This window comes from Streptosporangium amethystogenes subsp. fukuiense (assembly GCF_042665875.1).
Taxonomy (GTDB): Bacteria; Actinomycetota; Actinomycetes; order Streptosporangiales; family Streptosporangiaceae; genus Streptosporangium; species Streptosporangium fukuiense.
The window spans coordinates 1280709-1306449 of the sequence record NZ_JBHTEE010000001.1 but is presented as its reverse complement, the minus strand read 5'-3'; the positions used below and the strand labels follow the sequence as shown (position 1 = coordinate 1306449).

Below are 25741 nucleotides of genomic sequence, written 5' to 3'. Positions count from 1 at the left end.
AAACGGTGCCGTCCGGTAGCGGTGAGTGACAGGATCGGTGCGTGCTGGTGACGGAGCTGCTGAAACTTGCGCCCTCCCCCGAACAGGGGCGGGCCCTGCTGGCGACGATGCGTGCCTGTAACGCCGCCGCGACCAGGGCCGCCGAGGTCGCATTCGCTCACCGCACCGCGAACAAGATCGCCCTGCAAAGGCTCGTCTACGCCGAGCTGCGCCACGAGTTCGGGCTGTCGGCGCAGATGACCGTTCGCTCCATCGCCAAGGCCTGCGAGGCCTACAAACGCGACAAGACCATCAAACCGGTCTTCCGGGAGTTGGGGGCGGTCGCCTACGACCCGCGCATCCTCACCTGGAAAGGCTCCGAGGCGGTCAGTCTCCTCACGGTGAGCGGCCGGGTCGTCGTCCCTGTCCTCTACCGGGGCCGGTGGCTACAGAGTGCGGGGGCGACCTTGCGGGGGCAGGCGGATCTCGTCTACCGCGACGGGGTGTTCTTCCTCGCCGTGGTCGTCGAGGTCCCCGAACCGTCACGGCAGGAGGAGCCGCAGGGGTGGCTGGGGGTGGATCTGGGGATCGTCAACCTCGCCACCGACTCCACCGGTGAGCCCTACAGCGGCAAAGGGGTGCGGGCGGTGCGGCGGCGCAACGCCCGGCTGCGAGCCAAGCTCCAGGCCAAGGGCACCAAATCGGCCAAGCGGTTGCTGAAGAGGCGCCGTCGTAAGGAGTCGCGGTTCGCCCGGAACGTCAACCATGTCATCGCCAAGAAGCTGGTCGGCAAGGCCAAAGACACCCGGCAAGGGATCGCCCTGGAAGACCTTCAGGGCATCCGGGATCGGGTCACGGTTCGCAAGGCTCAGCGTGCCGACCTGCACTCGTGGGGTTTCCATCAGCTGCGCACGTTCGTGACCTACAAGGCCGCCCTGGCCGGGGTGGTCGTGCGGCTGGTGGATCCGCGCAACACCTCCCGCACCTGCCCCGGGTGCGGCCATATCGACAAACGGAACCGTCCCACCCGGGATGAGTTCTGTTGTGTTTCCTGCGGGCTCGCTGGCCAGGCGGATCACATCGCGGCGATCAACATCGGTCGCCGGGCAGTGCGTCACGCTGCCGACGACGCGGCCTGAACCGTACCTGCCAGGTACGGCGAGGAGCTGCAAGCTCGGTCTCTTTCAGGGCCGAGAAGCTGACCAACACCGTCTTCGGCATCCTCCGCGCCTACGTCCTGATCGCCCTCTGGCAAGCCCGCCCCGGCCTCGCCGGGTACGACCTCGCCGGCGCCGTCACAGCCGGCCTCATCCTGGGGGTGGCCGTCAGCTTCGCCCTGCGCTACCTGGTAGCGCTGTCCGCCTGCTGGATGGTCAACGACCGGGGCGTGCAGTCGCTGTCACAACGCTCTTCTTCAGCGGCTTGGTCCTGCCACTGAACCTCTTCCCGGGCGGCTCGGCACCCTGGCCGAGGCGCTCCCGTGGTCGGCCATGGTGCAGGTACTGCAGGTACCCGCCGACCTCTACCTCGGTAAGCGAGACGTCCTGGAAGCCCTGGGGTTCCAGCTCGCCTGGGCGGTGGCACTACTGGCCCTGGGAACCCTGGCCACGGGCACCGCCCTCAGGAAGGTCGTGATCCAGGGTGGTGTTCGGTCAGCGGACGACCCTGTGGTGGGATCTGCCACTGCGGGACAGTTTTGAACTGGTCCGACATCTTTACAAAGTAGATCAGAAAGATTTCCGGCGGCGGCTGACCGAGCTGACCGAACTCCTCGGCCTCGCCGGATTCATGGGCACTCCGGTCCGCCAGCTCAGCCTCGGCCAGCGCATGCGCGGCGACATCACCGCCGCGCTCCTGCACGACCCCGTCGTGCTGGTGCTCGACGAGCCCACGATCGGCCTGGACGTGGTCAGCAAGGCCGCCATGCGCGACTTCCTGCTCCGCCTCAACGCCGAGCGCGGCACCACCGTCCTGCTCACCACCCACGACCTGGGCGACATCGAGAGGCTATGCCGCCGCGTCATGCTGATCGACCACGGCAGCCTGGCCTTCGACGGCACCCTCGACGGCCTGCGCGCCACCGCCCCCGGGGAGGTCTCCTTGGGGGACGTGGTCGCCCGCCTTTACTCCGCCTGATCCCCGGGAAGGCCGGTGGCCGGAAGCTCAGCGGTAGTCCTGCTCGCCGGACTCCTCGTACTCCTCCTCGTCCCGGAACCGCGGGGCCCAGCGGGAGGGCATCAGTACCGGCAGGAACAGCAGGACGCCGAGGAGGGCGTAGACACCGGTGGTCAGCAGCAGTCCCATGCCGCGTCCCGCCTGCAGGAGCAGCTGGTGGAAGGTGGGGTCGTCGGGAACCAGGCCCATGGCGCGGCGGACGTCCAGGGCGTAGACCACGGTCCAGGCGAGCAGCACCATCGACGGAACGAAGGTGGCCAGCGGGGAGACACGGCCGGCGACCACCAGGCCGACCAGGAGGCCGATCGCGGCCATCACCCCGAGGGCGATCCAGATCCTCGAGCCGCTCTCCGCGGCAAGGGGCGCCGGCCCCACCCCCGCCTCCTGCACCGCCCAACCGGCGCCGAAGAGCAGCACCGCCGCCATGACCAACCCGACAAGCACCCCGGAAACGTGCCGCATCCCTACCACCTCGGATTGAAGGATCTGTCAGGATCGCGGCAACCATAGCGACAAAAATCTTAAAACGGCAGACACCTCAGCGGCATGAGAACATATGGGGCACCATGCGCGCCCACCTCCCGCTACGCCTCATGCGCGCGGCCGCCTTCTCGGCCGTCTGCGTGACGCTCGCCGCCCTCGGCCACGTGGTCGCGGGCGGTTCCGGCCCGGAGCCGTGGGCGGTGGCGGGCGGCGGAGCCGCGGTCATGGCGGTGAGCGTGCTGCTCGCCGGGCGCGAGCGGTCCACCGCGGCGATCAGCACCGTGCTGTCCGTCCTGCAGCTGTCCTTGCACGAGTTGTTCCTCCTCGGTGACGCCACCGGGATTCCAGTGGCCCCGCACCCGCATGTCAGGGGGCTGGGCGAGAGTCTCGGCATGCTCGTCGCGCACCTCACCGCGACGCTGGTCACCGGATGGTGGCTGGCCCGCGGCGAGACCGCCCTGTGGGCGCTGCTCCGCTCGGCCCGGCACCGCCTCGGCGCGATGTTCCGGCTGCTGCGGCTCCCGGCCGTGGCCGCGGCCCCGCCGCGTTCCGCCCGCACCCCGGTCACGCCCGTCCTCGCGCGTGCCGTTCTCCGTCACTCCGTCAGCCGGCGCGGCCCTCCACTCCCCGCCGCCTGACCCGCCCCCGAAATCCTGAAATCCCGAAGTGGAGAACCCCCATGCCGCTTTCCCATGCCCGCCGTCTGGCCACCGTCACCGCCGGTGTCGCCGCTCTCACCCTCGGTCTCGCCCTGCCCGTTCTCGCGCACGTCACCATCAATCCCAGCAGCGCCCAGCAGGGTGGCTTCACCAAGGTCGCCTTCCGGGTCCCGAACGAGCGTGACGACGCCTCCACGAACAAGCTGGAGGTGACCTTCCCCGTCGACCACCCGCTGGCGTTCGTCTCGGTCAAGCCGGTACCCGGCTGGAAGGTCGAGGTGATCGAGGGCAAGCTGCCCAAGCCGGTCACCACCGAGTACGGCGAGCTCACCGAGGCGGTCACGAAGGTCGTCTGGTCGGGCGGAAAGATCGACCCCGGCCAGTTCCAGGAGTTCGAGGTGTCCATGGGCAAGCTGCCCACCGACACCGACCAGCTCGTCTTCCCCACCACCCAGACCTACACCGGTGGCGAGGTCGTCAAGTGGGCGGACGAGCCCAAGGCCGACGGTTCCGAGGCCGAGCGTCCGGCCCCGGTGCTGAAGCTCACCCCCGCCTCCGCCGAGGGGGACGGTCACGGCACCGCCACCTCCACGGCGCCGTCGGCCGCGGCCGCGCCGACCACACCGTCGGTGGCCCCCGCCGCCTCCGCGTCCGAGAGCTCGGACGGAACCGCCCGCCTGCTCGGCGGGGCCGGCCTGGTGCTCGGGCTCGTCGGGACCGTGGTCGGCGCCCTCGGCCTGCGCCGTGGCGGCCGCGCCTCCTGATTCCACGGGACGGCCCCGGAAAGGTCCTTTCCGGGGCCGTCCCGCGTTCATGCGCCAGAGCAGGCCCGGCCCCGCCGGAGCCGGAGTTCAGGCGGTGATGTCCTTGCCGGTGAAGCGGGCCCAGGCGATGGAGCAGAAGACGGCGGCGTAGGCGGCGAAGACCAGCAGGCCCTGCCCCATGTCACCGGTGGCCACCGGGTCCCGCAGCACGCCGTCGAAGCCGCTCCACCACTCGGTGAGCAGGTACGGCTGGAGCACGGACAGCTGCGGAACGGCTCGCAGGACCTGGGCCGCGATGACGATGACCACGGTCGAGGCGATGGCTCCGACGGACACCTCGGTCAGGGTCGACAGGGCCAGCGCGACGGCGGCCAGGGCCGCCATGCCTGCGGTGACGTACAGCACGACGACACCGATCCGCAGCACCCCGTCGAGGAAGGGGATCGTCCCTCCCGACAGCAACGTGATCGGGCCCGCCGGGAACAGCAGCAGGCCGACCAGGAGCGCGGACAGCGCCACCGCGGTGACGGCGGCCAGGCAGAAGACGACCACGCACACGTACTTGACCGCCAGCAGGCGGGTCCGGCCCGCCGGGGCCGCGAGCAGGTAGCGCAACGTGCCGATGCCCGCCTCCCCCGCGATCGAGTCCCCGGCGACGACCGCGACGCAGACCGGCAGCATCAACTGCACCAGCAGCGAGAGCGCGGCGAAGGTGAGGAACAACCCGTTCCCGGTGATCCGCTCGAAGATCACCGGAGCGCCGGCCCCGTCCCCGCCGGTCCCGGCGAACATCCGCAGCGCGATGCCGATCAGCACCGGGATCACGGTGAGCACCCCGAGCATGGCGAGGTTTCTGGGCCGCCGGAACGTCAGGCCGATCTCCGAGCCGAGCAGCCGCAGCCACGCCCTGGGGGCGCTCACCGCCCGCGGCGGGGGAATCGGGCGCCCGGCCGTGGCCTGCCCCGCCGGCAGGGCCGGATCATGGCCGGGGACGGCGCGTGCGACGTTCCCGATGGACACGGCTTCCCTTCCGCTAACCGTCGACATCGAATCCCTCCCCGGTCAGGCCCACGAACACGTCCTCAAGGGTGGGCCGCTGGACGGCCAGGCCGCGGACGGCGACGCCCCCGGTGACCAGGGCGGCGCACACCCGCTCCGGCAGGCCCGCTCCCAGCGCCGCGCTGACGTCGCCGTCACCGAGACGGATCTCCGGCAGGCCGAGCCCGGCGAGCACCGCCGCCGCCTCCTCGACGTCGGGGGTCTCCACCCGGATCCTGACCGTCTCCGATGCCCGCAGGTCGGCGATGGGCCCCTGCGCGACCAGCCGTCCGGCCCGCATGACCGCGACGTGGGAGCACATCTGCTCCACCTCGGCCAGCAGGTGGGAGGAGACGAAGACGGTGGTCCCCTCGGCGGCGATCTCCTTGACCAGGCCGCGCACCTCGCGGGTGCCCTGCGGGTCCAGCCCGTTGGTCGGCTCGTCGAGGATCAGCAGTTCCCTGGGACCGAGCAGGGTGGCGGCGATGGCCAGCCGCTGGCGCATGCCGAGCGAGTAGGCCCGGTAGCGCTTGCCCGCCGCGGCGGCCAGGCCCACCCGTTCCAGCGCGAGCCCGATCCTGGCCGAGACGGTGCGCGGGTCGGCCGACGGGTCGGCGGCGTCGTAGCGGCGCAGGTTCGCCTCGCCCGACAGGTAGGGGTAGAAGGCCGGCCCCTCGACCAGCGCCCCCACCCTCGACAGCACGCCGCCCACCCCGCCGGGCATCGGCGCGCCGAGCAGCCGCCACTCGCCCGCCGTCGGCGCCACCAGGCCGAGCAGCATGCGGATGGTGGTGGTCTTGCCCGAGCCGTTGGGGCCCAGGAAGCCGAACACCGACCCGCTGGGCACCGCGAGATCGAGGGCGTCCACGGCCACCTGCCCGCTCCCGAACCGCTTGGTCAGCCCGCTGGTGACGATGGAGAGCTCCGCGCCGGGCGCCTCTCCCCGGGCACCGCCCCCCGGATCCCCGCCGCGGGATCCGGGGACGTCCACCGCGAGCCCGGCGTCTGTCGGCGTCCGGCTCATTTCCGACCGGCCGCCTCGGACAGTTTCTCCGGGGTGACGGCGCCGACCAGCAGGCGGCCGTCGTCGGTCAGCAGCGCGGAGATCAGCTTGGTCTGGATGACCTTGCCACTGCCCCAGGTCCCGCTGATCGGCTTGGCCGACTTCAACAGGGCGTCGCCGATCGCGCCGATGCCCGCTCCCGAGGGGCCCTCGCCCTGGCCAGATCCCTGGCCGGTGAGTTCCTGCTCGGAGACGGGGATCACCGCGACCGTGGTCCAGCCCTCGCCGACGGTGCCGACCTCACCCCTGAGCTTCTCCGCGTTCTCGAAGCCCTCGCCCGGCTCCGGCCGCCGCTCCTTGAGGAGCTCGGCGAGCGACGTCTCCTCGACCTTGGCGCCCGCGGGCGGGGTGAAGGCGAAGTTCTCCGCGGCGGGCGGGGAGAAGGTGACCGAGGTGAAGCCGACCTCGAAGGCGGGCTCGGCCGCGCTCCTGGCGTAGACCTGGACCCGCAGCGGGACCAGGGTCTCCCCGTCCAGCGCCAGCTTGACCTCCTTGACCAGGGACGAGGGGTCCTTGGGGGCGAACGCGAGCTGGTAGGCCGCGCGGTCGGCGACCTTCTCGGTGTTGCTCACGCTGACCACCGTGTCGGCACCGACCCGCCGCAGCAACTGCTGGGCGAGCTGCTGCGGCGTGGTCGCCGTGGGCAGCGCCTCATGGGCGCGGGCCGCCTCCTCGCCCTGTTTCCCGCTCCCGGCCTTGACCCGGGTGGCCTTGTTCTCGTCGCTCTGCCACAGCCAGACCTGGTCGCCGTTGGTGATCAGGTCGGTCTCGCTCATCCGGCCGGGAAGGGCGAAGCGGACCTTGTCCGCCCCTCCGTACCAGACCTTGAGCTCGTGCGAGCCCGAGAGCAGGGCGACGGGCGAGGATCCGCCCATGCCCGGCACCTCCGGCAGTCCGGGCAGCCCGAGTGAGGCGGTCTGCATGACGGTGCCCGACATGGGTTTCAACCCGGCCCGGCCTGCCTGGGCCGCGCTCGCGAGCAGTTGCTCGGCGGTACGCTCGGGCAGGACGGGATCCCCCTGGACGGCGGCGATGACCGGACCGGCTCCGATGGCTCCGGCGATCAGCGCGATCGTGGCGGCCGGCACGGCCCACCTCACCGCACGTCCACGTCTCGCTCGTTCTGACATCTCATTCCTCCACGCTATGCCGTCGGTGCCTGTGAACAGCAGCCTGCGGGACGGCTCCTGTGCCGAGGCTGAGACAGACTGAGAGGGCTCACAGGATTCTCAGCCACCTCTCAGGCCGGGTGGTCGAGGATGGGAGCGTCCAAGGTGGGAGAAGGGGTGGATCATGCGGGTTCTCGTCGTGGAGGACGAGCGGCGGATGGCCGCGGCCCTGCGGCGGGGTTTGCAGGCCGAGGGGTTCGTGGTCGACCTCGCGCACGACGGGGAGGACGGCCTCCACCAGGCCAGGCACGGCGAGTACGACGTGGTGGTGCTGGACATCATGTTGCCCAGGATCTCCGGCTACAACGTCTGCAAGCAGCTGCGGGCGGAGGAGAACTGGGTGCCGATCCTGATGCTGTCCGCCAAGGACGGCGAGTACGACATGGCCGACGGGCTCGACCTCGGCGCCGACGACTACCTGACCAAGCCGTTCTCGTACGTGGTGCTGGTGGCCAGGCTGAGGGCGCTGCTGCGGCGCGGCGCGCACCGGCGCCCGTCCGTGCTGAGGGCCGGGGACCTGGCACTGGATCCGGCGCGGCGGCGCGTCACCAGGGGCGAGACACCGGTGGAGCTGACGCCCAGGGAGTTCGCGCTGCTGGAGTTCCTGATCCGCCACCACGACGAGGTGGTCTCCAAGACGGAGATCCTGGAGCACGTCTGGGACACCTTCGACACCGACCCCAACGTGGTCGAGGTCTATGTCGGCTACCTGCGGCGCAAGATCGACGTGCCGTTCTCCAGGAACGCGCTGCAGACGGTGCGGGGAGCGGGGTATCGGCTGGCCGGCGATGGCGGCTGACGTGGCGGCTGACATGGCGGCTGATCCCGCGCCCCGGCCCCGCCCGGCTCCCCCGGCCGAACCGCCCCCGGCGACCGGCGCGACCCCGGGGGGAAGGGGTCGCGCGGTCGGCCTGTGGCGGCGCCGGAGCCTGCGCTTCCGGCTGACCGCGGTCGCCTCGGCCGTGCTGGCGGTGGCACTCGTGGTCTCGGCGTACGTGATGATCGGCGTGCTCCGCAACGCGCTGCTGAGCACCATCGACGACTCGATCTACCAGCGGGCCAGGGAGGCGGTCTCGCTGGCCGACGCCGAGCGGCTGCCCAACGAGATGACCTCGCCGGACGGCACGCTCCTGCAGGTGGTCGACGGTACCGGGCGGATCACCCACACCACCGCCGGCACCGACAGGCTGGTGCCGCTGCTGAACACCGCCGGCCGTGCCGAGGCGATCGGCGCGGCCGAGGCGCGCTTCCTGGACGGAAAGCCGTACGGCATCCCGCACGTGCTGCGAGTCCGGGTGCTCAGCGCCGACCGGGGAAGGACGGTGATCGCGGCGCGCCCCTTCAGCGAGGTGCAGACCAGCATCTCCACGGCCGGGCACGTGCTGCTCGTCGGCACACCGCTGCTGCTGATCCTGCTCGCCGGGGTCAGCTGGGTGATCATCGGCGGGACCCTGCGGCCGATCGCGGCACTGCGCCGGGGCGCGGAGGAGATCACCGACACCGCCCGCTCCCATCGCCTGCCGGTGCCCGAGGCGCGCGACGAGGTGCACAGCCTGGCCACGACGCTGAACGCGATGCTGGCCCGGCTGGAGAAGGCGGACATCCGGCAACGGGCCCTGGTCTCCGACGCGGCGCACGAGCTGCGCAGCCCGCTGGCGAGCATCCGGCTCCAGCTGGAGGTGGCGCTCGGCCATCCCGAAGGGCAGGACTGGCAGGAGACGGCCGAGGGCGTGCTGGAGGACACCATGCGCCTGTCCCGGCTGGCCGAGGACCTGCTCGCGCTGGCCCGCCTGGACGAGCGCGGCGGCACACCGGCGCGCAGCGAGCCGGTGGAGCTGGACCAGCTGGTCCAGCAGACCGTCGAGCGGTACGGCCAGGCCGTCACCGTGCGGATCGGCGACGGCCCGATGGTGACGACGGGGGACGCACTGGATCTGGGACGGGTGCTGGTCAACCTGGTCGACAACGCGCTGCGGCACACCCGCACCGTTGTGCTGGTCGAGTTGCGGGACGAGGGAGCCGACGCCGTGCTGACCGTCACCGACGACGGGCCCGGCATTCCCGAGCTCGACCGGGAGCGGGTGTTCGACCGGTTCACCCGGCTGGACAGCGCGCGCAGCCGCGACGAGGGCGGGGCCGGTCTCGGCCTGGCGATCGTGCGCGAGACGGTGCACGCCCACGGCGGCGCGGTCCGTCTGGAGGACGCCGCACCGGGTCTGCGGGCGGTCGTACGACTTCCGCTATCTTGACCAAGGATTGTCGATCGCCTCCTTGGTCAGGTGATCGATCAGGATCTAACGTCGCATTCATGACTTCCGGTGACGGCAGCGGGCGAGAGCCGATCCTGCGGGTCGCGACCAGCCTGTTCGCCGCCCTGGGATACGACAGCACGACCACAAGCCAGATCGCCGAGGCCGCCGGGCTGAGCGTCGAGGCCCTCACCGAGGAGTTCGGCGGCAAGCGGGAGCTCTATCTGGAGATCATGGAGCGCACCTACCGGGCCGAGCGGGCGTCGCTGGAGGAGGTACTGACCGGCGCCTCCACCGCGACCCCCGAGCAGACGGCACTGCTGATCCACCGGATCGCCGACCACTACCTCGACTTCTGCCTGGCCCATCCGGAGTTCCCCTCGCTGTGGATGCACAGGGCGCTGTCGGACGCCAGCGACCTCACCGAGCTGGAACGGAGGTACATCCGGCCACAGGTCTCCTACGTCCAGAGTGTGATCACCCCCACCGTCGAGGCGAGGCACCTCGGCCCCGACGTCGACCTGGAGTACGTCTTCTGGTCGATGGTCTGGTCCGTGCACGGCTTCTGCCAGGGCGGGGTGCTCGACGAGAACGGCGACCGTCAGGGTCCCGAGGACCCCGACGCGCTGCGGCGGTTCCGTATCCACCTGCACCGGATGATCCATCGTGCCGCCGCCCTGCCCGGCTCACCTCCCTGACACCTTCCGGCGCGCCCGCGGGGCGAGAGCCCGGCGCCACGATCCGTATGATCCTGGGGTATTCCCCTGCGGCCTCTGCGGGCCGCGTCCCTTCCGGCACGCGAGCCGTGCGAGCCGTCCCCCGAGGAGACCGATGAGCCTGCCTGACAAGGGCCGCAGCACCGAGGAACTGCTCGCCGAGATCACCCGCCTCAGACGGGACGACCTGCCGGTGCGCGGCGGCAAGGTGACCGCGTACGTCTACGACACCGGGCGCCCCGAGGTGCACGAGGCCGCCGCCAGGGCCTACTTCGAGATGCTCGAGGTCAACACCCTCGACCCGACGGCGTTCCCCAGCGTCGTGGAGATGGAGAAGCAGGTCGTCGGCGCGGTCGCCGAGCTGCTCGGCGGAGGTTGGGGCATCTTCACCAGCGGCGGCACCGAATCGATCATGCTGGCGGTGAAGGCGGCCCGGGACTCCGGGAAGACCGCGGGCCGCCCCCGGATGGCGGTCCCGGTGACCGCGCACCCGGCCTTCCACAAGGCCGCGCACTACCTGGGGGTCGTGGTGGACGCGGTGCCGGTGGACCCGGTGACCTTCCGGGCCTCCCCCGCGGCCGTCGAGGCCGCGATCGGCGAGGACACCGTCCTGGTGGTCGCCTCGGCTCCGTCCTACCCCCAGGGCGTGATCGACCCGATCTCCGAGATAGCCGCGATCGCCGCCGCGCGCGGCGTGCCGTGTCACGTGGACGCCTGCGTGGGCGGGTGGCTGCTGCCGTGGCTGCGCGAGGCCGGGGCGAATGTTCCGCCCTTCGACCTGTCGGTTCCCGGGGTCACCTCGCTCTCGTGCGACCTGCACAAGTTCGGCTACTCCCCCAAGGGCGCGTCGGTCGTGCTGTTCGCCGACCCGGCGCTGCGGCGCCGGGCGTACTTCGCCTCGGCGTCGTGGCCCGGCTACACGGTGATCAACGCCACGGTGCAGAGCTCGAAGTCCGCCGGCCCGCTGGGCGGCGCGTGGGCCACTTTCCAGGCCCTGGGCAGGGAGGGCTACCTGGAACTCGGCCGCACCACCCTGGCGGCGGCCCGCACGCTCCGCGAGGGCATCGCGAAGATCCCGGGGCTACGGGTGCTCGGCGACCCCGAGTCCGCGCTGGTCGCCTTCGGCTCGGACGAGGTGGACGTGTTCGTGCTGTCCGACGAGGCCAGGAAGCGGGGGTGGTTCCTGCAACCGCAGCTGTCGTACGCGGGTATCCCGGCCAACATCCACATCACGGTGACCGGGGTGACCCTGCGGGGTGTCGAGGCGATGCTGGAGGTGATCGCGGAGGCGGCGGAGGCGGCCCGCGGGCGCGGCCCCGCACGGTTGCCCGAGGGGCTGGTGGAACTGATCGCGGAACTGGACCTGGACACGCTGGACGACGAGACCTTCGGCGAGCTGGCGGCCTCGGTCGGGGTGGATCTGGGCGGTTCCGGCCAGCCGGAGATGGCCGTGGTCAACGCTGTCCTGGACGCCCTCCCCGCCGACCGCCGGGAGGCGGTCCTGATCCGCTTCCTGTCCGTCATCTACTCCTGACGCGCCGGCGTCATCGCCGGAGCCCGGCGACGGTGGCCAGGGCCGCGCGGGCGGACGCGGCGTCGTGGACCCGGAACACCCGGGCGCCCTGCCAGGCGGAGACCGCCAGCGTGGCCATGGTCCCCGCGTGGCGCTCGTCCACCGGGAGCCCGCCGAGGGTCTCACCGACGAAGTCCTTGTTGGAGACCGCGACGAGCACCGGCCAGCCGGTGGCGACCATCTCGTCCAGGCGGCGGCTGATCTCCAGGGAGTGCCAGGTGTTCTTGCCGAAGTCGTGCGCCGGGTCGATGAGGATCGACTCCCTGGAAACTCCCGCGGCGACGGCGCGTTCGGCGAGGTCGACGGTGTAGCCGATGACGTCGGCGACCACGTCGGCGTAGGCGACACGGTGCGGGCGGGTGCGGGGGGCGACCCGTCCCGCGTGCGCGCAGACCAGGCCGATGCCGTGCTTGGCCGCGACGGAGGCCAGGTTGGGGTCGACCCCGCCCCAGGTGTCGTTGAGCAGGTCGGCGCCCGCCTCCGCGACGACCTCGCCGACCTCCGCACGCCAGGTGTCGACGCTGATGACCAGCCGGGGGTGGCGCCGCCTGACCTCGGCGACCAGGTCGGCCACCCTGCGGATCTCCTCCGCGGGGTCGACCTCGTCACCGGGACCCGCCTTGACACCGCCGATGTCGACGATGTCCGCGCCGCCGGCGACGGCACCGTCCACCGCCTCCAGGGCCGCCGCGAAACCGTAGGTCCTTCCCCGGTCGAAGAAGGAGTCGGGGGTGCGGTTGACCACCGCCATGATCGCGAACTCACCGGGCCGGAACTCACGGCCTCGCAGGTGCAGAGTAGTCATCGAGACCGAGCCTATAGCCCGGTGTCGGAGAGGACGGCGCTCCCACCTGCGCCGCCTCTGGGGGAAACTTGGAAAACTGACGAGCCTCGGGGCTCCTACGCGGCCGACCCACTTTCGGCCACGGACAGGAACTCCTGGGCGATGGCGGGCAGCCGCCGTCGCGCGTGAACGATGGCGATCACCCGGCGGACCGAGGGATCGAGGGTGCGGACCACGAGTCCGGCGCGGGCGGCCTGCTCGGCCATCCCCCGGTACCAGAGCATCGAGGCCGTACCCGAACGGACGGTGTTCAGCCAGTTGCCGCGCTCGTCGAGCTGCGTCGCCGCCACGGGGGCCACACCGTGCTTGGCGAAGAGCGCGTCGAACTCCCTGCGCCGGGTGCTGCCGGGGACCGGCAGCACCAGACGCATGCCGTTGAGTCTCCTCACCGGCACCGGGTCGGGCAGGTCCACGCCGGGCGGGGAGATCAGCACGATCTCCTGGCGCTCCAGCGGGTGGCTGACCAGATCGGTGGGGACGGGCAGGTCCGTCAGGCCGAGGTCGGCCCGCTGGTCCCTGATGGCGCTCACCACGCCGTCCCGTCCGTCACAGCGGACAATCTGAATGCGTACCCCGGGATGTTCCGCGGTGTACGCGGGGAGAAGGCGTCCGGCCAGCCCCGGTTCGAGGCTGGGTATCGAGGCGATGCGGAGCTCCGCCTCGGAGGTGTGGCCGTGCGTGGACAGTGCCTCGATCTCGCGAACGGCATCGAGTGCCTCCCTGGCCAGCTTGACCACCCGGCGCCCCTGTGCCGTGACGACCACGCCACGTCCGGAACGCGCGAACAACGTCATGCCGAGCTCTCGTTCCAGATCCCTGATCGCACGGGAGAGCGCGGGTTGCGCGATGTACAGCGATCTGGCCGCGTCGGTCATGGTGCGATGCTCCGCCGTCGCGACCACATAGCGGAGCTGCTGCAGATTCATGCCTCGAAGCTAGGTCACGAGCCCCGGATCGGTCCGGCACATCGCGGAGATCACCTCGGCTGATTTCGGAATGTAATCGAACGCAGCGACATCCGTGACGGATGATAAATCAGTATGCTTACGCCCCAAATTCGGCAAAGGTCCCGGCCGGTAGCGCGCATCGGGGCCCGGGTTCGCGGGGAGACAGCTTGGCGGCCGGCGGGCGGACCCCCTCCGACGCGGGGTTGGACGGCCCGCGAGGGCGGCCCGGGACCGTCCTCGGCCTTCACCGCACCGGCCCGGTGAGCCCCGCCCCGACCTCCCGGCACCCCCGTGACCACGGCTTTCCGGCGAGCGACGACCGGCGTCCGCACCGGCAGGGAGAAGCGCGGGGCGTGGCGGTGATACCCGGCCGGCACCGACCCCGTACTGGCGTCATAGGTTAAGGGGCCATTTACCGTAGATTGGTCATCTGTCTGTCGTGTCCAGGTATGGGGACTAGAATCCTGGCAAATTCCGTTCAATCGGGGAGCCTTGGCTGTTTTGCCAGGTGGACCGGGGCAAAACGTAGTAGGAAGCGGTGTGACGATGCACCTTGGGCAAGACTCGGGGGATCTCGCCGGCGAAAGCGGGAAACGGCGCCCCCGGCGCCGCGGCGGGAGCCGCGGCGGGGGTCCCGGTGCGGGCTCCGGTGCGAGCCACGGCGGCGCGCAGGGTCCGGCCGAAACGCAGCCTCCCCCTCCCGCGCCCCAGGTCCACAACGTGTCCGACGGTCCCCAGGACGCTCCCGACGGGCGGGGGACGCTCCCCCCACCGGCTCAGCCCGGCACTCAGCCCGGCACGCGAGGCCTCTCCGACGGGCAGGGGACGCCCCTCCCGCAGGCCGGGGCCGCCTCGGGGCCCGCCGGACCGTCCCGCCCGGCCGGGGGACGGCCCCGCTTCGCCAGGCCGCTGACGGTCGGCGCGCTGATCGGCTGGACCGCGCTGTCGGTGATCCTCCCCGGCGCGGCGCACCTGCGGTCGGGACGCCGCCGCGTCGGATACATTCTGCTAACGATCTTCGGTGCGCTGCTGCTCGCCGCTCTGGTCGGCGGGCTCGTCATCAGCAGCGACGGGAACACGGGCTTCGTCGCCCGGGACAGCACGCTGATGACCGGGGCGGCCCTGGCCATCGCCGGCGCGCTCGCCTGGTTCCTGCTGGTGCTCTTCTCCTACATCTCCCTGGGGCCGGAAAGGCTCAGCGGCCGGGGACAGATCGTGTCGGGCATCGCGGTGGGCGTGCTGTGCGTGTCGGTGATGGCGCCGTTCGCGCTGACCGCGAGCACCGTGCTGACCCTCAAGGAGGCCGCCAACACCATCTTCGAGAGCAACGCGGGCAATCCCACCGCCGCCCCGGTCAAGCACGAGGATCCGTGGGGCGGGCGCGATCGGGTGAACTTCCTGCTCATCGGCGGCGACGGGGCCGGGAACCGGGAAGGCGTGCGGACCGACAGCATGAACGTGGCCAGCGTGCACGTCGCGACCGGCAACACCGCCATGTTCAGCCTTCCCCGTAACCTCCAGCACGTCCGCTTCACCCCGGGCACCGCGCTCGCCAAGCAGTTCCCCAACGGCTTCATGCGCGAGTTGCCGAACGGCGGCCTGCTCAACGAGGTCTGGCAGTACGCCGAGGACCACCCCGAGGTCGTGCCCGGCAAGAAGACGGGGCAGCGAGGCCCCGCGGCGCTCATGGACGCCATCGGCTACACGCTCAACCTGAAGATCGACTACTACGCCCTGGTGAACATGTTCGGTTTCGCCCACCTGGTCGACGCCATCGGCGGCCTGAAGATCAAGGTGGAGCGCGATGTCCCGTGGGGCGGCCTCTACGGCACCGCCGGGACCATCAAGGCCGGATACCAGAAGCTCTCCGGCGAGGAGGCGCTCTGGTACGGGCGCTCCCGCGTCGGCAGTGACGACTTCTCCCGGATGGCCCGCCAGCGCTGCGTCATCGGCGCCTTCGCCCAGCAGGCCACCCCCTCGGTGGTGCTCACCAACTTCGCCAAGATCGCAAGTGTGGCCAAGAAGTCCGCCAAGACCGACATTCCCCGCGAGTTGCTTGAGCACATCACCGAACTGGGGCTGAAGGTCAAGGACGCCAGGATCGTCAGCCTCCAGTTCGTGCCGCCGGAGTTCTACACCGGCTCACCGGACTGGCAGAAGATCCGTGCCGCGACCGCCAAGACACTGCGCCAGTCGGTGCGGCCCGCCCGCCGCCCCCAGGCCGCGGGGGTGACCGCCTCCCCCGGCGCGAGCGGCGCGACGCCCACCGCCACGCCCAAGCCCTCCAGGAGCACGACGGTCCAGCCGAGCCAGACCCCCACCCAGAACGGCAAGTCCGCCCAGTCGCTGGACGAGGCCTGCGGGTTCTGACCGGTCCGGCGACCACCCCGCGCGCGGCGGCCCGTCCTCCTCGGAGAGGAGGACGGGCCGCGCTTCTTCCTCGACCCCGTGCTCTTCCGGGGCCGTCGCGTCCCCGGCTCAACCGGCCCCGACGGTCCTGGCGGTCCTGGGCAGCAGGGCGAAGGCGCCGAGATAGACCAGGCCCGCCACGATCAGCAGTGCCTGGTAGCCGATGACCAGCGCCAGATACTCCAGGCAGCCGCCGACCATCGCGCCCAGCAGGTTGGCGCCGAAGGACACGGTGGCGTCGGCGGAGTCGGCGAAGCGCTTGGCGAAGACCACGTTGGCCGCGAAGATCGGCAGGAACGCCACGACCACGGCAACCACCGCGCGCAGCGGCAGCGGCAGGCCCAGCAGCCAGGAGTTGGGCACCAGCCAGGCCAGGACCAGCCCGGCGAGCAGCACACCGTACATCACGGGCAGCGACGGCACCCTGAAGCGGCGGGTCACCTCCACCGCGGCGAGCACGGCGATCAGCACCCCGCCGAACACGATCGCGTTCACCACCCAGGTGGTGCCGAACAGCAGCGCGAACCCGGTGACGCTCTTGGTCTCCAGCAGCAGGAACGCCACGCCGAGCAGGAAGAGGTCGGCGTACGGGCGCATCCGGCGGTACGGACCGGCGACGGCGCGGACCGCGAACAGGCTGACGAGCAGGATCAGCCCGAGGGTGATGAGGTAGATCTGCGGGATCGTCCGGTCCTTCAGGTAGAGGAAGGGCCGGTCGTCACCGCTCGGTGGCGGAGTGTCGGCGGTCGCCCCCGCCCACTCGGTGCCGCACGCCTGCGCCTCGGTGGTGAGGCCCGCGGTGATCACCGCCTGCTGCCCGGTCTCGCTGACGATGTCGACGCAGGGCTTGTGGCCGAAGGCGGCCTGCATGGTCGCGCCGAGGCGGTCGACCAGCCAGGTCTCGCGGTAGTAGTTGTACATCGAGAAGGCGCCGCCCGGCTTGAGGTGGTCCCTGGCCGCCTCCATCGCCTGCTGGGTGAACAGGTAGCTCTCCAGTCGCAGCGAACTCGCCCCGGAGACCAGGGTGAGCGAGTCGGGCAGCGCGAAGAGGATCAGGTCGTACTTGCCGGACGTCCTTTCCAGGAAGGCGCGGCCGTCGGTGACGTGGGTGGTGACCCGGGGGTCGTCGTAGGGCCTGTCCGGGTGGTAGGAGCGGCCGAGTTCGAGCAGCTTGGGGTCGATCTCCACCGCGTCCACGTGCTTGGCGCCCTTGGACAGCGCGATCGACACGTCGGTGCCGCTGCCCGCACCCACGATCAGCACGTCGTCCAGCCTGCCGGAGGCGGCCCGCTCGTACGGCAGGGCGTATTGGCGCTCCCACTCCAGACGGCTTTTCGCCGGGGTGGCCTGCTGGTGCGGGATGCCGTTGACGTCGATGTTCATCAGCGGCACGTCGTTCCAGTAGCCGCGCACGTAGGTCACCTTGTAGTAGGGCGACCACAGCGCTCCCGCCGTCAGCGTCTCCGTCGCGAGGGCACCGACGATGACCAGTGACGGGACCAGCAGCGCCACCCGGGCCCAGACCCTGCGGGGCCGGAGCAGCACCGCGTAGGCGATCGCGGTGATCGTCCCCCACACCACCGGGGGTGCGCTGAGGAACGACAGCGCGGTGAACAGCCCGATGCCGCTGAGGCTGCCGATCAGGTCGTAGCGGTAGGCCTCCAGCCGTTCGAGTTCGGGGAAACACCGTCCGACCAGTTCGGCCGGGCCCATCAGCACGATCGCCGCCGCGGCGAAGATCACGGGCAGGATCAGCCAGGGCGGCGGGCCGCTGGCGCTCAGGCTCGTCCAGTACAGGACGCCCTCGGTCTGGCGGTCCACGGTCACCGGGAAGAGCAGCACGACCAGGACCAGGACCGCCAGCACGATCGGCGAGTAGTAGGGCTGCCGGGTGCTGCGCCCCACCCGCAGGAAGCCGAGCCCGATACCGAGGAAGGACCCCAGCAGGACGAAGTTGGTGAAGTAACTCAGATGAACGATGTTCGACCCGGTCCACCGGATCAGGGCCAGTTCCAGGAAGAGCATGAAACCACTGGCCACGATCAGTCTGGGACGGGTACCCAGCCAGTGCGTGTGCCGGACATCGGAATGGGAGGTTGGCGTCGTCTCCGCCGCTGCGGTCATGCCGTCCAACGCTAGTGACCGGCACCCGCTCAGGGAAGGAAATCCAGGCTCACCGTTTGCACCGGTTAAGTGGCTTGGAGCCTGATAGAAGGTGATTTCAGCGGCTGGACGCGCTCCAGGTGGATGCAGGAATGTGGTGGGATCCGATCCCCCGACTCCCGGTGGTGCACATGCGAGTCCTGCTCCAGCTCCGCCCCTCCCCCGACGTCGTCGCGGCCGTCGCCGACCCCGCGGTGAGCACGGCGGCGGCCGACGTCGCCGACCCGCTGCCGGGGGTCGTCGTGGACCCCTCCTTCTCGCCCGTCGTCGTACCCCGCCCGGTGCCCGGCGCCGGAGGCGATCCTCTCTCGCTCAACCAGCCGCTGACGTTCTCCTTCGCCGCCGACGAGGCCTCCGTCCTGGTCCGCGGGGAGATCTCCGACGACGAGCTGTCCACCCGGATCACCCTGCTGCCCACGCTCCGCCCCGACGTCGTGGGGGTCTTCGCCGACCCGACGATCGAGCGGGGCCTCACCTGCGGCGGCACGCCCCCGGTGGGCGACTGGCGTGACGTGGAGCGACTGCTCCACGTCACCGAGCTGGCCGGTGACGGCCTCGACGGCTCGGGCGTCGCGCTCGCGGTGCTCGACACCGGAATCAACTCCGCGCACGTCGCCCGGCACCTCGGCCGCGACGTCACCGTCGACGGGCGGCGCAGCTGGAAACCGTCGGGGGTGCAGGGCAGGGCGGGTGAGTTCCCTGTCGACCACGGCACGATGTGCGCCTTCGACGCGCTCATCGCCGCCCCGAAGGCGTCACTGATCGACGTGCCCGTGCTGCTCTCCCGGCGCCCCGGTGGCTCGGCCCTGGACGGCCTGCTGTCGGACGCGGTGGCGGCCTTCGCCCACCTGCGCACCGTCCTGGAGGCCCAGCCCGCCGCTTCGCGGTCCCTGGTCGTCAGCAACAGCTGGGGCTCCTTCTCTCCCAGCTGGGACTTCCCCGTCGGCCACCCCGGCAACTACTCCGACAACCCGGCCCACCCGTTCAACCTGATCGTCTCCAGCCTGGAGCGGGCGGGCGCCGACGTGTTGTTCGCCGCGGGGAACTGCGGGCGCGACTGCCCCGACGGCCGGTGCGCGTACCCGGACCGGCCGATCACCGGCGCCAACTCCCACCCGCGCGCCCTGTCGATCGGCGGCGTCGACACCCGCGGCGAGCGGGTCGGTTACTCCTCTCAGGGGCCGGGCCGCCTTGTCGCCCGCAAGCCGGACCTGTGCGCCTACACCCACTTCTCCGGCTCCCGGGCCTTCGGCGACGACGAGGCGGACTCGGGCACCTCGGCCGCGTGCCCCGTCACCGCCGGCCTGGTCGCGGCCGTGCGCACCCGGTGGCCCTCCTCCCGCCTGTCCCCCGCCCAGCTGCGCACCCTGCTCCGGCGCACCGCCGACGACCGGAGCGACATCGGCTTCGACCACGATCACGGCTACGGCGTCGTCGACGCCGCCGGGATCCTCGCCTCGCTGCGACGCCGCGCCGAACGCGCGCTGTGAGGTCAGGCTCCTGATCGCCGTACGGCTGCCCGACGCGACGCTCACGCAGGCCAGGCGGTATCTGGAGCCGCCGGAGAAGGAGAACCCGAGAATTCCGTACGGTCCCCCGGCCGGCCTTTCGTCAGGGGGTCTCACGGGCGGCCGAGCCATGCCTGGCTCACGAAGAGGCCGCGAACACCGGGCTCGGGCGTCCTGGTGCCGGACGCCCGGGCCCGAAGGTTGACCTAGCACTTGCTACGCCTTACGGTGGGGCGCACGCCGGATCGGGGCGAGAGATTGCGAGATCGCTGTGCGCCGACGCCTCATCGGGATGCTCAGGCCGTTCGTCCAGTGGCTGTCGGCGACGGACGCCTTCGCCAGGATCGCGCCCGGGATCGTGCCCAGAATGGACCGGGCCGCGCACCGCCTGACCCGGGGCAGGGTCGTGCTGAGCGACCAGATGCTGCCCACCCTCATCCTCACCACGACCGGCAGCAAAAGCGGCGAGCCGCGCGTCGCGCCGGTCTCCTGCCTGCCCGAGGAGGACGGCGGCTTCCTGCTGGTCGGCTCCAACTTCGGCCGCCCGAACCACCCCGCCTGGAGTGGCAATCTCATCGCGACCCCGGAGGCCACGGTGAGCTTCCGGGGCCAGGTGTCACCGGTCACCGGCCGCCTGTTGACAGGCGACGAACGGGCCGACGCCTGGGCGCGGCTGGTCGGTGCCTGGCCGGTCTACGACCGCTACACCGAGCGGGCGGCCGACCGCGAACTGCGCGTCTTCCGCCTCTCCCCTCGCCTCTGACCGGCCACGCCTACGGCGCCGTCGACACTCCCGGGATCCTCGCCTCGTTGCGGCGCCGCGCCGAACGCGTACCGTGAGGTCATGCTTCTGATCACCGTACGGCTCCCGCCCGACGCGACGCTCGCGCAGGCCATGCGGCACCTGGGGCTGCCGGCGGAGGAGGTCGACACCGGCTACGGCCTGGTGCCCATCGATCCCGATCAGGGCCTGTACGGGCTGCGGGTGACCGAGGCCGCGGCCCGCCGCGTCGACCCCACGGCGGGCGAGGGCCCCTACGCCGATCCGAGGATCGAGCCGTACGGCCCCCCGGCCTGATCCCCGAAGGTCGTCGTGTGCCGGGGCGGGTCGGGGGCGCGGCGCGTGCCGCCAGGCCCGGGTCCGTGGCGGAGGACCGGAAGGCGCGGTCGGCGCGGTATCCGGCGGTCTCGGCGGTCAGGCGTTCTCGCGGTTGAAGACGCGGGTGCCCACCAGGACACAGACCACGGAGAGGACCGCGGTCACGGCGACGCCCGCGACCACGGTCATCGTCGCGTAGCGGCCGACGAACAGCTCGCGTATGGCCTCCAGCACGTAGCGGAACGGCGTGAGGCGTGACAGCGCGTCCAGCCAGCCGGGCGCCATCGACATCGGCAGGAACGCACCGGACAGCAGGACCAGCGGGACCACCGCCGTACTCATGACCGGCGCGAACGCGTCGGGATCCATGACGAGCGCGATCGCGTTGGAGAGCGCGGCCAGGCCGACCCCGAGCAGCGCCATCAGGGCGAGCGCGAGCAGCACTCCGGGGAGCGTCGCGCGCAGACCGAACGCGTAACCCACCGCGATCAGCGTGATCGACTGGATCAGCAGGGTGAGCGAGCCGGCCAGCACCCGGCCGAGCAGCAACGAGACGCGGTGTGCCGGGGTGACCCGCAACCGGTCCAGCACGCCGGCCTGGGCGTCGAAGACGATGCCGAAGCCGGACAGACCCGCGCTGAACAGCCCGACCTGGACCAGCAGGCCGGGGATCAGTGTCTCCCAGGTGCCGATCGTGGCGAACAGCGGGCCGAACAGCACCAGGTAGAGCAGGGGTTGCAGGACCCCGAAGACGATTCCCGCCTTCTGCCGCAGGGAGATCCGGACGTTGTGCCGGAAGATCAGCCAGGTGTCACGGACGATGCCCGTCAAGCCGTTCACCGCTCCTCACCCGCCGCGCCCGGACCCTCGGTCGTTCCGTCGGCGACCCGGGCTTCGAAAGCCGTTACGCCTGCCGGCCGGGAACCACCGGGCACTTCACCGCCCGGCGGATCGTCTCTCAGAGAGCGGCCGGTGATGGACAGGAAGACGTCGTCGAGGGTGCCGGTGCCCCCCTTGAGCTCGGCCGGGGTTCCCTCGGCGACGATCACACCGTGGTCGATGACGAACAGACGGTCGGCGAGCGTGTCCGCCTCTTCGAGATAGTGCGTGGTCAGGAAGACCGTGAGGCCGGCACCGTCGCGCAGGTCCCTGATCCGGTCCCAGAGAGCGGCCCGGCTCTGCGGGTCCAGGCCCGTGGTGGGCTCGTCGAGGAAGAGCAGTGACGGGTTGTGGACCAGCCCGAACGCGAGGTCGAACCGGCGGCGCTGGCCACCGGAGAGAGCCCCGCCCGGCCGCTCCCGCAGCGCGGTCAGCCCGAGTCGGCCGAGCACCTCGGCGACCCGGTCCCGCGCCTCGGCCGGGCGCATGCCGTAGAGCATCGCGTGGAGTTCCAACTCCTCCCCCACCGGGTTCGCCGGGGCGATCCCGCCGCTCTGGGACACGTAGCCGATGCTCCGCCGCACGCCCTTCGGATCGGTGATCAGGTCGTGCCCGGCGACCGTGGCACTGCCCCCGGTAGGACGGAGCAGTGTGGTCAGCATGCGCATCGTGGTCGTCTTTCCCGCGCCGTTGGGACCGAGGAACCCGACGATCTCCCCGGTCTCCACCGTCAGGTCGACGCCCCGGACGGCCTCGACACCGCCGGGGAAGGTCTTGCTCAGAGCTGATGTCTTGATCATTTGATCGCCTCCATTCGTAAAGTAACACCAAATTTGGTGTCACTGCAAAATTCACCCGACCCCATAGGATGACCTCATGAGCGAGGGCCTGCGTGAGCGCAAGAAGCGGGAGACCAGGGAGCGCATCTCCGACATCGCCACCGGGCTGTTCATGACGCGAGGCTTCGACAGCGTGACGGTGGCCGAGGTCGCCAGGGCCGCCGACGTGTCGGTCAACACGGTCTTCAACTACTTCGGCACCAAGGAGGACCTGCTCTTCGACCGGCGGCAGGAGGTGGAGGAGCTGCCGAGCCGGGTGGTGCGGGAGCGCGGGCCGGGAGAGAGCGCACTGGGCGCACTGCGCCGCGACTTTCTCGACGCGCTCGACACCCGGCACCACCGCTACGGCTTCCACGAGGGCAGCGACGCCTTCACCCGGATGATCGCCGAGAGCCCCTCACTCAACGCCCGGATCAGGGAGATGAACGAGGCACGCGAGCAGGTCCTGGCCAGAACGCTCGCCGACGAGGCCGACGCCGACCCCGACGACCTCACTCCCACGTTCGCCGCCGCCCAGATCTGCGCGGTGCTGCGCGGGCTGACGGCCCACGCCGTCCAGCGCATGCTCGCGGGCGAGAGCCTCGACGACATCGCCCCTGACCTGCGGCGGCAGGCCGAGCGCGCCTTCGAGCTCCTGGAGTCCGGCATCGGTGACTACTGCGTCAGGTCACCGAGCGTCCCGCACTGACCCGGCCCGGCTCCCCTGGCGGAACCGGACCGCCGTCAACGCGTTACGATCTTGGCTTGTCCTCGGCCATCCGATCCCCTCAGGAGCCACCCGTGCCGACGCGCGAGCGTCTCCGCGCCGTGCTGGAAACATCCCGTTTCCAGCACTTCATCACCACCGTCATCGTGATCAATGCGGCTACACTCGGGCTGGAGACCTCGGCCACGGCCGTCGAGCGGTACGGCACGGTGCTCACCGTGATCGACCATCTGGCGCTCTACATCTTCGTCGCCGAACTGGCCGTCAAGCTCTACGCCCAGGGCCCGCGGTTCTTCCGCAACCCGTGGAACCTGTTCGACGCCGCGATCGTGACGGCCTCGCTGCTGCCCACCGCGGGCGGGCTCTCGGTGCTGCGGGCGCTGCGGATCCTGCGGGCGCTACGGCTGATCTCCGTGGTGCCGAGCCTGCGCAGGGTGGTGACCGCGCTGCTCACCGCGGTGCCGGGGATGACCTCGATCGTGCTGCTGCTGGGACTGGTGCTCTACGTCGCGGCGGTGATGGGCACGAAGCTCTACCACGCCACCGCTCCCGAGTATTTCGGTGACCTGCCCACCTCGCTGTTCACCCTGTTCCAGATGATGACCGGGGACGCCTGGTCCGACATCACCCGCGAGGTGATGGACGAGCACCCGGAGGCGTGGGTGTTCTTCGTGGCGTTCATGCTGGTGTGCACGTTCGTGGTGCTGAACCTGTTCATCGCGGTGGTGGTCAGCGCGATGGAGGAGGAGCACGCCGAGGAGTCCGTGCAGGCGACCGCGGAGTTGGGCAGAACGGTGCTCGCCGAGTTGGCCGCGCTCCGGGCCGAGGTGCGGGAGCTGCGAGAGCAGATCCCCGCGGCGCGCGGCAGCGGTCCGGGTACGGCCGCGAACGGCAGGCCGGGAGGCGACGGCGCGGGGAGCAACGGCGCGAGAGGCAACGGTACGGGTGCCAACGGCGCGGGTGCCAACGGCGCGAGAAAGCCCGCCACCCGGAAGGTGGCGGGCCGACGCCGCTGACAGACGTCAGGTCAGCGCGAGTAGAACTCCACCACGAACTGTTCGTCCACCGGGACCACGACCTGCTCGCGCAGCGGGCGACTCAGCAGGGTGAACCGAAGCTCGGCGTGGTCGACCCCGAGATAGGCGGCGACCCTGTCGTCCGCGTACACACCCTCGGAGGCGGCGACGAAGGGTTGCATCCGGCGTGACTTCTCACGCACCGCGACGACCTGGCCCGGCCTGACCAGGTAGCTGGGAATGTCGACCTTGCGGCCGTCCACGGTGATGTGACCGTGGGCGACGTACTGGCGGGCCGCGTAGATGGACGGGGCGAGGCCGGAACGTAGCACCAGGGAGGCCAGCCGCGTCTCCAGCAGCACCACCAGCTCGGCGCCCGCACGGCCACCGCCGCGCAGCGCCAGGTCCCAGTAGCGGCGCATCTGGCGCTCGGAGACGTCGTAGTACCAGCGCAGCTTCTGCTTCTCCATCAATCGCAACCCGTAGTCACCGGTCTGCCGCCGGTTGGTCTTGCGACCGTGCTCACCCGGCGGGTAGGGGCGCTCCTCGAAATATCGGACGGCCTTGCGGGTCAGCGGCACGCCCGCCCGGCGGGACAGGCGCACCTTCGGTCCGGTGTAGCGCACGCTCGCTCCTCTATGGTTAGGTTTACCTTAGTTAGGCAAGGCTAATCTTATACAGCAGTTTCTCCCCGACCTCAAGGAGAGCCGGTCCATGCAGCCAGTCACCGCTCCGCCGATCCCCGAGCGGGTCCGCACCCTCGCCGCCGGCGCCGCTCCCACCCACGTGTCCGTCGCCGGAGGCGCCAGCCCCGCGATGCCCGCCAGGGGGGGTGTGGACGGCGCCGGCCGGCCGGTGCTGCTCGTCCTGCCGGGCGATCCGCTCCATGGCGCCCGGGATGAGCCCGTGGTGACCGTGGACCTGACGTCGAATCGCTCTCTGGGGGAGCACGAGCTCTCGCGCGGCCTGCTCAAGGTGCAGGGATGGGCACAGCCCGTGCCCGCGGCCGAGGTGCGACGGACCGCTGTGGCGATCGCCGAGCGCTGCCCCGACGAGGCGCTGTTCGAGGTGCTGGAGGGGACTGACGGCCCCAAGCTGCTACGTGTCGACGTCGGCAGGGTGATCTATCTGACCGGCCCCGAGTCGGGTGTGCTGGACGCCGAGGAGTATCTCGGCGCCACCCCCGACCCGCTGATGAGCGAGGCCGAGCGCATGCTCCAGCACGTCAACGGCGCCCATCGCAGGCAGCTGGAGACCGCCCTGTGCTCCCTGCTCGCCGAGCCGGTGCCGGGAGCCTGGCTCTGGGAACTCGACCGCTTCGGCGCGACGGTCCGCTGCGGCGTCGAGGACCCGACCCTGATCCGGCTCCCCTGGCCCTCGCCCATGGCCGACGCCGAGTCTCTCGAACAGGCCGTACGCTGCCTGCTCTGCCACCGCTGACGGAGCGGCCGAGTAGGCCCGGT

Annotated in this window: 25 protein-coding genes and 1 pseudogene; 16 read left to right on the top strand and 10 right to left on the bottom strand. The window is 71.0% G+C overall.

All coding sequences use genetic code 11. The features are described 5' to 3' along the window. Window positions 1-41: 41 nt before the first annotated feature. From ACFQVD_RS05620 to ACFQVD_RS05610, 3 genes and pseudogenes are all read left to right on the top strand, one after another. A complete protein-coding gene (locus ACFQVD_RS05620; RefSeq protein ID WP_343963103.1) occupies window positions 42-1118 on the top strand; it encodes an RNA-guided endonuclease TnpB family protein in 1077 nt (358 codons plus the stop codon). 351 nt (window positions 1119-1469) lie between these two features. After that, entirely contained in the window at window positions 1470-1679 is a 210-nt protein-coding gene (locus ACFQVD_RS05615) for a hypothetical protein (protein ID WP_343963147.1), read from the top strand. Beyond that, window positions 1621-2115 (top strand): annotated as a pseudogene (locus ACFQVD_RS05610) (ATP-binding cassette domain-containing protein); the annotation flags it as partial. The gene ACFQVD_RS05615 and the pseudogene ACFQVD_RS05610, both read left to right, overlap by 59 nt. A 27-nt stretch (window positions 2116-2142) precedes the next feature. On the opposite strand, the gene ACFQVD_RS05605 reads toward ACFQVD_RS05610, so the two are convergent. After that, window positions 2143-2616, bottom strand: a complete 474-nt coding sequence (locus ACFQVD_RS05605) for a hypothetical protein (RefSeq protein ID WP_343963104.1) — start codon at window positions 2614-2616, stop codon at window positions 2143-2145. 104 nt (window positions 2617-2720) lie between these two features. Here ACFQVD_RS05605 and ACFQVD_RS05600 point away from each other — a divergent pair, with 104 nt between their 5' ends. Both ACFQVD_RS05600 and ACFQVD_RS05595 read left to right on the top strand, forming a co-directional pair. Next, window positions 2721-3275, top strand: a complete 555-nt coding sequence (locus ACFQVD_RS05600; RefSeq protein ID WP_343963105.1) for an MFS transporter — start codon at window positions 2721-2723, stop codon at window positions 3273-3275. Window positions 3276-3316: 41 nt separating this feature from the next. Beyond that, window positions 3317-4060: a YcnI family copper-binding membrane protein gene (locus ACFQVD_RS05595; protein ID WP_343963106.1), complete on the top strand. Its 744-nt coding sequence runs from the start codon at window positions 3317-3319 to the stop codon at window positions 4058-4060. Between the two features lie 87 nt (window positions 4061-4147). On the opposite strand, the gene ACFQVD_RS05590 is transcribed toward ACFQVD_RS05595, so the two are convergent. The 3 genes from ACFQVD_RS05590 to ACFQVD_RS05580 are packed head-to-tail and all read right to left on the bottom strand — an operon-like array spanning window position 4148 to window position 7261. Next, on the bottom strand, window positions 4148-5107 hold the full coding sequence (locus ACFQVD_RS05590; RefSeq protein ID WP_343963107.1) for an ABC transporter permease: 960 nt from the start codon (window positions 5105-5107) through the stop codon (window positions 4148-4150). Then, complete coding sequence (locus ACFQVD_RS05585) at window positions 5094-6122, bottom strand: ABC transporter ATP-binding protein (RefSeq protein ID WP_343963108.1); 1029 nt, start codon at window positions 6120-6122, stop codon at window positions 5094-5096. The genes ACFQVD_RS05590 and ACFQVD_RS05585 overlap by 14 nt, the downstream gene beginning before the upstream one ends. Further along, window positions 6119-7261, bottom strand: coding sequence for a LolA family protein (locus ACFQVD_RS05580; protein ID WP_343963109.1), 1143 nt, complete (start codon window positions 7259-7261; stop codon window positions 6119-6121). Before ACFQVD_RS05580 ends, ACFQVD_RS05585 begins: the two co-directional genes overlap by 4 nt. Before the next feature lie 193 nt (window positions 7262-7454). On the opposite strand from ACFQVD_RS05580, the gene ACFQVD_RS05575 reads away from it, so the two are divergent. From ACFQVD_RS05575 to ACFQVD_RS05560, 4 genes are all read left to right on the top strand, one after another. Continuing rightward, window positions 7455-8129, top strand: coding sequence for a response regulator transcription factor (locus ACFQVD_RS05575; RefSeq protein ID WP_030909203.1), 675 nt, complete (start codon window positions 7455-7457; stop codon window positions 8127-8129). A 13-nt stretch (window positions 8130-8142) separates the two neighbouring features. Next, a complete protein-coding gene (locus ACFQVD_RS05570; protein ID WP_343963110.1) occupies window positions 8143-9579 on the top strand; it encodes a sensor histidine kinase in 1437 nt (478 codons plus the stop codon). 59 nt (window positions 9580-9638) lie between these two features. After that, window positions 9639-10277, top strand: coding sequence for a TetR/AcrR family transcriptional regulator (locus ACFQVD_RS05565; protein WP_343963112.1), 639 nt, complete (start codon window positions 9639-9641; stop codon window positions 10275-10277). A 133-nt stretch (window positions 10278-10410) separates the two neighbouring features. After that, window positions 10411-11829 carry a pyridoxal phosphate-dependent decarboxylase family protein gene (locus tag ACFQVD_RS05560; protein WP_343963114.1) on the top strand — a complete coding sequence of 473 codons (1419 nt, stop codon included), beginning with the start codon at window positions 10411-10413 and terminating at the stop codon, window positions 11827-11829. 10 nt (window positions 11830-11839) lie between these two features. On the opposite strand, the gene folP is transcribed toward ACFQVD_RS05560, so the two are convergent. Together folP and ACFQVD_RS05550 are read right to left on the bottom strand one after the other, a co-directional pair. Further along, complete coding sequence (gene folP / locus ACFQVD_RS05555; RefSeq protein WP_343963116.1) at window positions 11840-12673, bottom strand: dihydropteroate synthase; 834 nt, start codon at window positions 12671-12673, stop codon at window positions 11840-11842. Between the two features lie 95 nt (window positions 12674-12768). Further along, window positions 12769-13638, bottom strand: coding sequence for a LysR family transcriptional regulator (locus ACFQVD_RS05550; RefSeq protein WP_343963118.1), 870 nt, complete (start codon window positions 13636-13638; stop codon window positions 12769-12771). A 741-nt stretch (window positions 13639-14379) separates the two neighbouring features. Here ACFQVD_RS05550 and ACFQVD_RS05545 point away from each other — a divergent pair. Beyond that, window positions 14380-16029 carry an LCP family protein gene (locus ACFQVD_RS05545; RefSeq protein ID WP_343963120.1) on the top strand — a complete coding sequence of 550 codons (1650 nt, stop codon included), beginning with the start codon at window positions 14380-14382 and terminating at the stop codon, window positions 16027-16029. Between the two features lie 108 nt (window positions 16030-16137). On the opposite strand, the gene ACFQVD_RS05540 is transcribed toward ACFQVD_RS05545, so the two are convergent. Further along, window positions 16138-18192, bottom strand: coding sequence for a spermine/spermidine synthase domain-containing protein (locus ACFQVD_RS05540; RefSeq protein WP_343963122.1), 2055 nt, complete (start codon window positions 18190-18192; stop codon window positions 16138-16140). 170 nt (window positions 18193-18362) lie between these two features. Between ACFQVD_RS05540 and ACFQVD_RS05535 the strand changes: the two genes are divergently transcribed. The 3 genes from ACFQVD_RS05535 (at window position 18363) to ACFQVD_RS05525 (ending at window position 20817) form a co-directional block, all read left to right on the top strand. Then, window positions 18363-19721, top strand: a complete 1359-nt coding sequence (locus ACFQVD_RS05535) for a S8 family peptidase (RefSeq protein WP_364158355.1) — start codon at window positions 18363-18365, stop codon at window positions 19719-19721. 289 nt (window positions 19722-20010) lie between these two features. After that, on the top strand, window positions 20011-20502 hold the full coding sequence (locus ACFQVD_RS05530; RefSeq protein ID WP_343963126.1) for a nitroreductase family deazaflavin-dependent oxidoreductase: 492 nt from the start codon (window positions 20011-20013) through the stop codon (window positions 20500-20502). Window positions 20503-20583: 81 nt separating this feature from the next. Beyond that, window positions 20584-20817, top strand: coding sequence for a hypothetical protein (locus ACFQVD_RS05525; RefSeq protein WP_343963128.1), 234 nt, complete (start codon window positions 20584-20586; stop codon window positions 20815-20817). A gap of 117 nt (window positions 20818-20934) precedes the next feature. Here the strand turns inward: ACFQVD_RS05525 and ACFQVD_RS05520 are convergent, their stop codons facing one another. Together ACFQVD_RS05520 and ACFQVD_RS05515 are read right to left on the bottom strand one after the other, a co-directional pair. Beyond that, window positions 20935-21678 (bottom strand): ABC transporter permease, encoded by a 744-nt coding sequence (locus ACFQVD_RS05520; RefSeq protein WP_343963129.1) that lies wholly within the window; start codon window positions 21676-21678, stop codon window positions 20935-20937. Continuing rightward, a complete protein-coding gene (locus ACFQVD_RS05515; RefSeq protein WP_343963130.1) occupies window positions 21675-22517 on the bottom strand; it encodes an ABC transporter ATP-binding protein in 843 nt (280 codons plus the stop codon). Before ACFQVD_RS05515 ends, ACFQVD_RS05520 begins: the two co-directional genes overlap by 4 nt. Before the next feature lie 76 nt (window positions 22518-22593). On the opposite strand from ACFQVD_RS05515, the gene ACFQVD_RS05510 reads away from it, so the two are divergent. Next, complete coding sequence (locus ACFQVD_RS05510) at window positions 22594-23244, top strand: TetR/AcrR family transcriptional regulator (protein ID WP_343963132.1); 651 nt, start codon at window positions 22594-22596, stop codon at window positions 23242-23244. A gap of 92 nt (window positions 23245-23336) precedes the next feature. Continuing rightward, entirely contained in the window at window positions 23337-24278 is a 942-nt protein-coding gene (locus ACFQVD_RS05505; RefSeq protein WP_343963133.1) for an ion transporter, read from the top strand. Between the two features lie 11 nt (window positions 24279-24289). Here ACFQVD_RS05505 and rpsD read toward each other — a convergent pair whose 3' ends face one another. Next, on the bottom strand, window positions 24290-24904 hold the full coding sequence (rpsD, locus tag ACFQVD_RS05500) for a 30S ribosomal protein S4 (RefSeq protein WP_343963134.1): 615 nt from the start codon (window positions 24902-24904) through the stop codon (window positions 24290-24292). Window positions 24905-24992: 88 nt separating this feature from the next. Here rpsD and ACFQVD_RS05495 point away from each other — a divergent pair, with 88 nt between their 5' ends. Next, window positions 24993-25718, top strand: coding sequence for a DUF2470 domain-containing protein (locus ACFQVD_RS05495; protein ID WP_343963135.1), 726 nt, complete (start codon window positions 24993-24995; stop codon window positions 25716-25718). Window positions 25719-25741 lie beyond the last annotated feature (23 nt).

Coding starts and splice junctions, on each gene's coding strand:
- ACFQVD_RS05560 (WP_343963114.1), top strand. CDS start 10,411: ATGAGCCTGCCTGACAAGGGCCGCAGCACCGAGGAACTGCTCGCCGAG.
- ACFQVD_RS05535 (WP_364158355.1), top strand. CDS start 18,363: ATGCGAGTCCTGCTCCAGCTCCGCCCCTCCCCCGACGTCGTCGCGGCC.
- ACFQVD_RS05605 (WP_343963104.1), bottom strand. CDS start 2,616: ATGCGGCACGTTTCCGGGGTGCTTGTCGGGTTGGTCATGGCGGCGGTG.
- ACFQVD_RS05565 (WP_343963112.1), top strand. CDS start 9,639: ATGACTTCCGGTGACGGCAGCGGGCGAGAGCCGATCCTGCGGGTCGCG.
- ACFQVD_RS05575 (WP_030909203.1), top strand. CDS start 7,455: ATGCGGGTTCTCGTCGTGGAGGACGAGCGGCGGATGGCCGCGGCCCTG.
- ACFQVD_RS05600 (WP_343963105.1), top strand. CDS start 2,721: ATGCGCGCCCACCTCCCGCTACGCCTCATGCGCGCGGCCGCCTTCTCG.
- ACFQVD_RS05595 (WP_343963106.1), top strand. CDS start 3,317: ATGCCGCTTTCCCATGCCCGCCGTCTGGCCACCGTCACCGCCGGTGTC.
- ACFQVD_RS05570 (WP_343963110.1), top strand. CDS start 8,143: ATGGCGGCTGATCCCGCGCCCCGGCCCCGCCCGGCTCCCCCGGCCGAA.
- ACFQVD_RS05590 (WP_343963107.1), bottom strand. CDS start 5,107: ATGTCGACGGTTAGCGGAAGGGAAGCCGTGTCCATCGGGAACGTCGCA.
- ACFQVD_RS05515 (WP_343963130.1), bottom strand. CDS start 22,517: ATGATCAAGACATCAGCTCTGAGCAAGACCTTCCCCGGCGGTGTCGAG.
- ACFQVD_RS05615 (WP_343963147.1), top strand. CDS start 1,470: ATGGTGCAGGTACTGCAGGTACCCGCCGACCTCTACCTCGGTAAGCGA.
- ACFQVD_RS05525 (WP_343963128.1), top strand. CDS start 20,584: ATGCTTCTGATCACCGTACGGCTCCCGCCCGACGCGACGCTCGCGCAG.
- ACFQVD_RS05495 (WP_343963135.1), top strand. CDS start 24,993: ATGCAGCCAGTCACCGCTCCGCCGATCCCCGAGCGGGTCCGCACCCTC.
- ACFQVD_RS05510 (WP_343963132.1), top strand. CDS start 22,594: ATGAGCGAGGGCCTGCGTGAGCGCAAGAAGCGGGAGACCAGGGAGCGC.
- ACFQVD_RS05550 (WP_343963118.1), bottom strand. CDS start 13,638: ATGAATCTGCAGCAGCTCCGCTATGTGGTCGCGACGGCGGAGCATCGC.
- ACFQVD_RS05585 (WP_343963108.1), bottom strand. CDS start 6,122: ATGAGCCGGACGCCGACAGACGCCGGGCTCGCGGTGGACGTCCCCGGA.
- ACFQVD_RS05540 (WP_343963122.1), bottom strand. CDS start 18,192: ATGACCGCAGCGGCGGAGACGACGCCAACCTCCCATTCCGATGTCCGG.
- folP (WP_343963116.1), bottom strand. CDS start 12,673: ATGACTACTCTGCACCTGCGAGGCCGTGAGTTCCGGCCCGGTGAGTTC.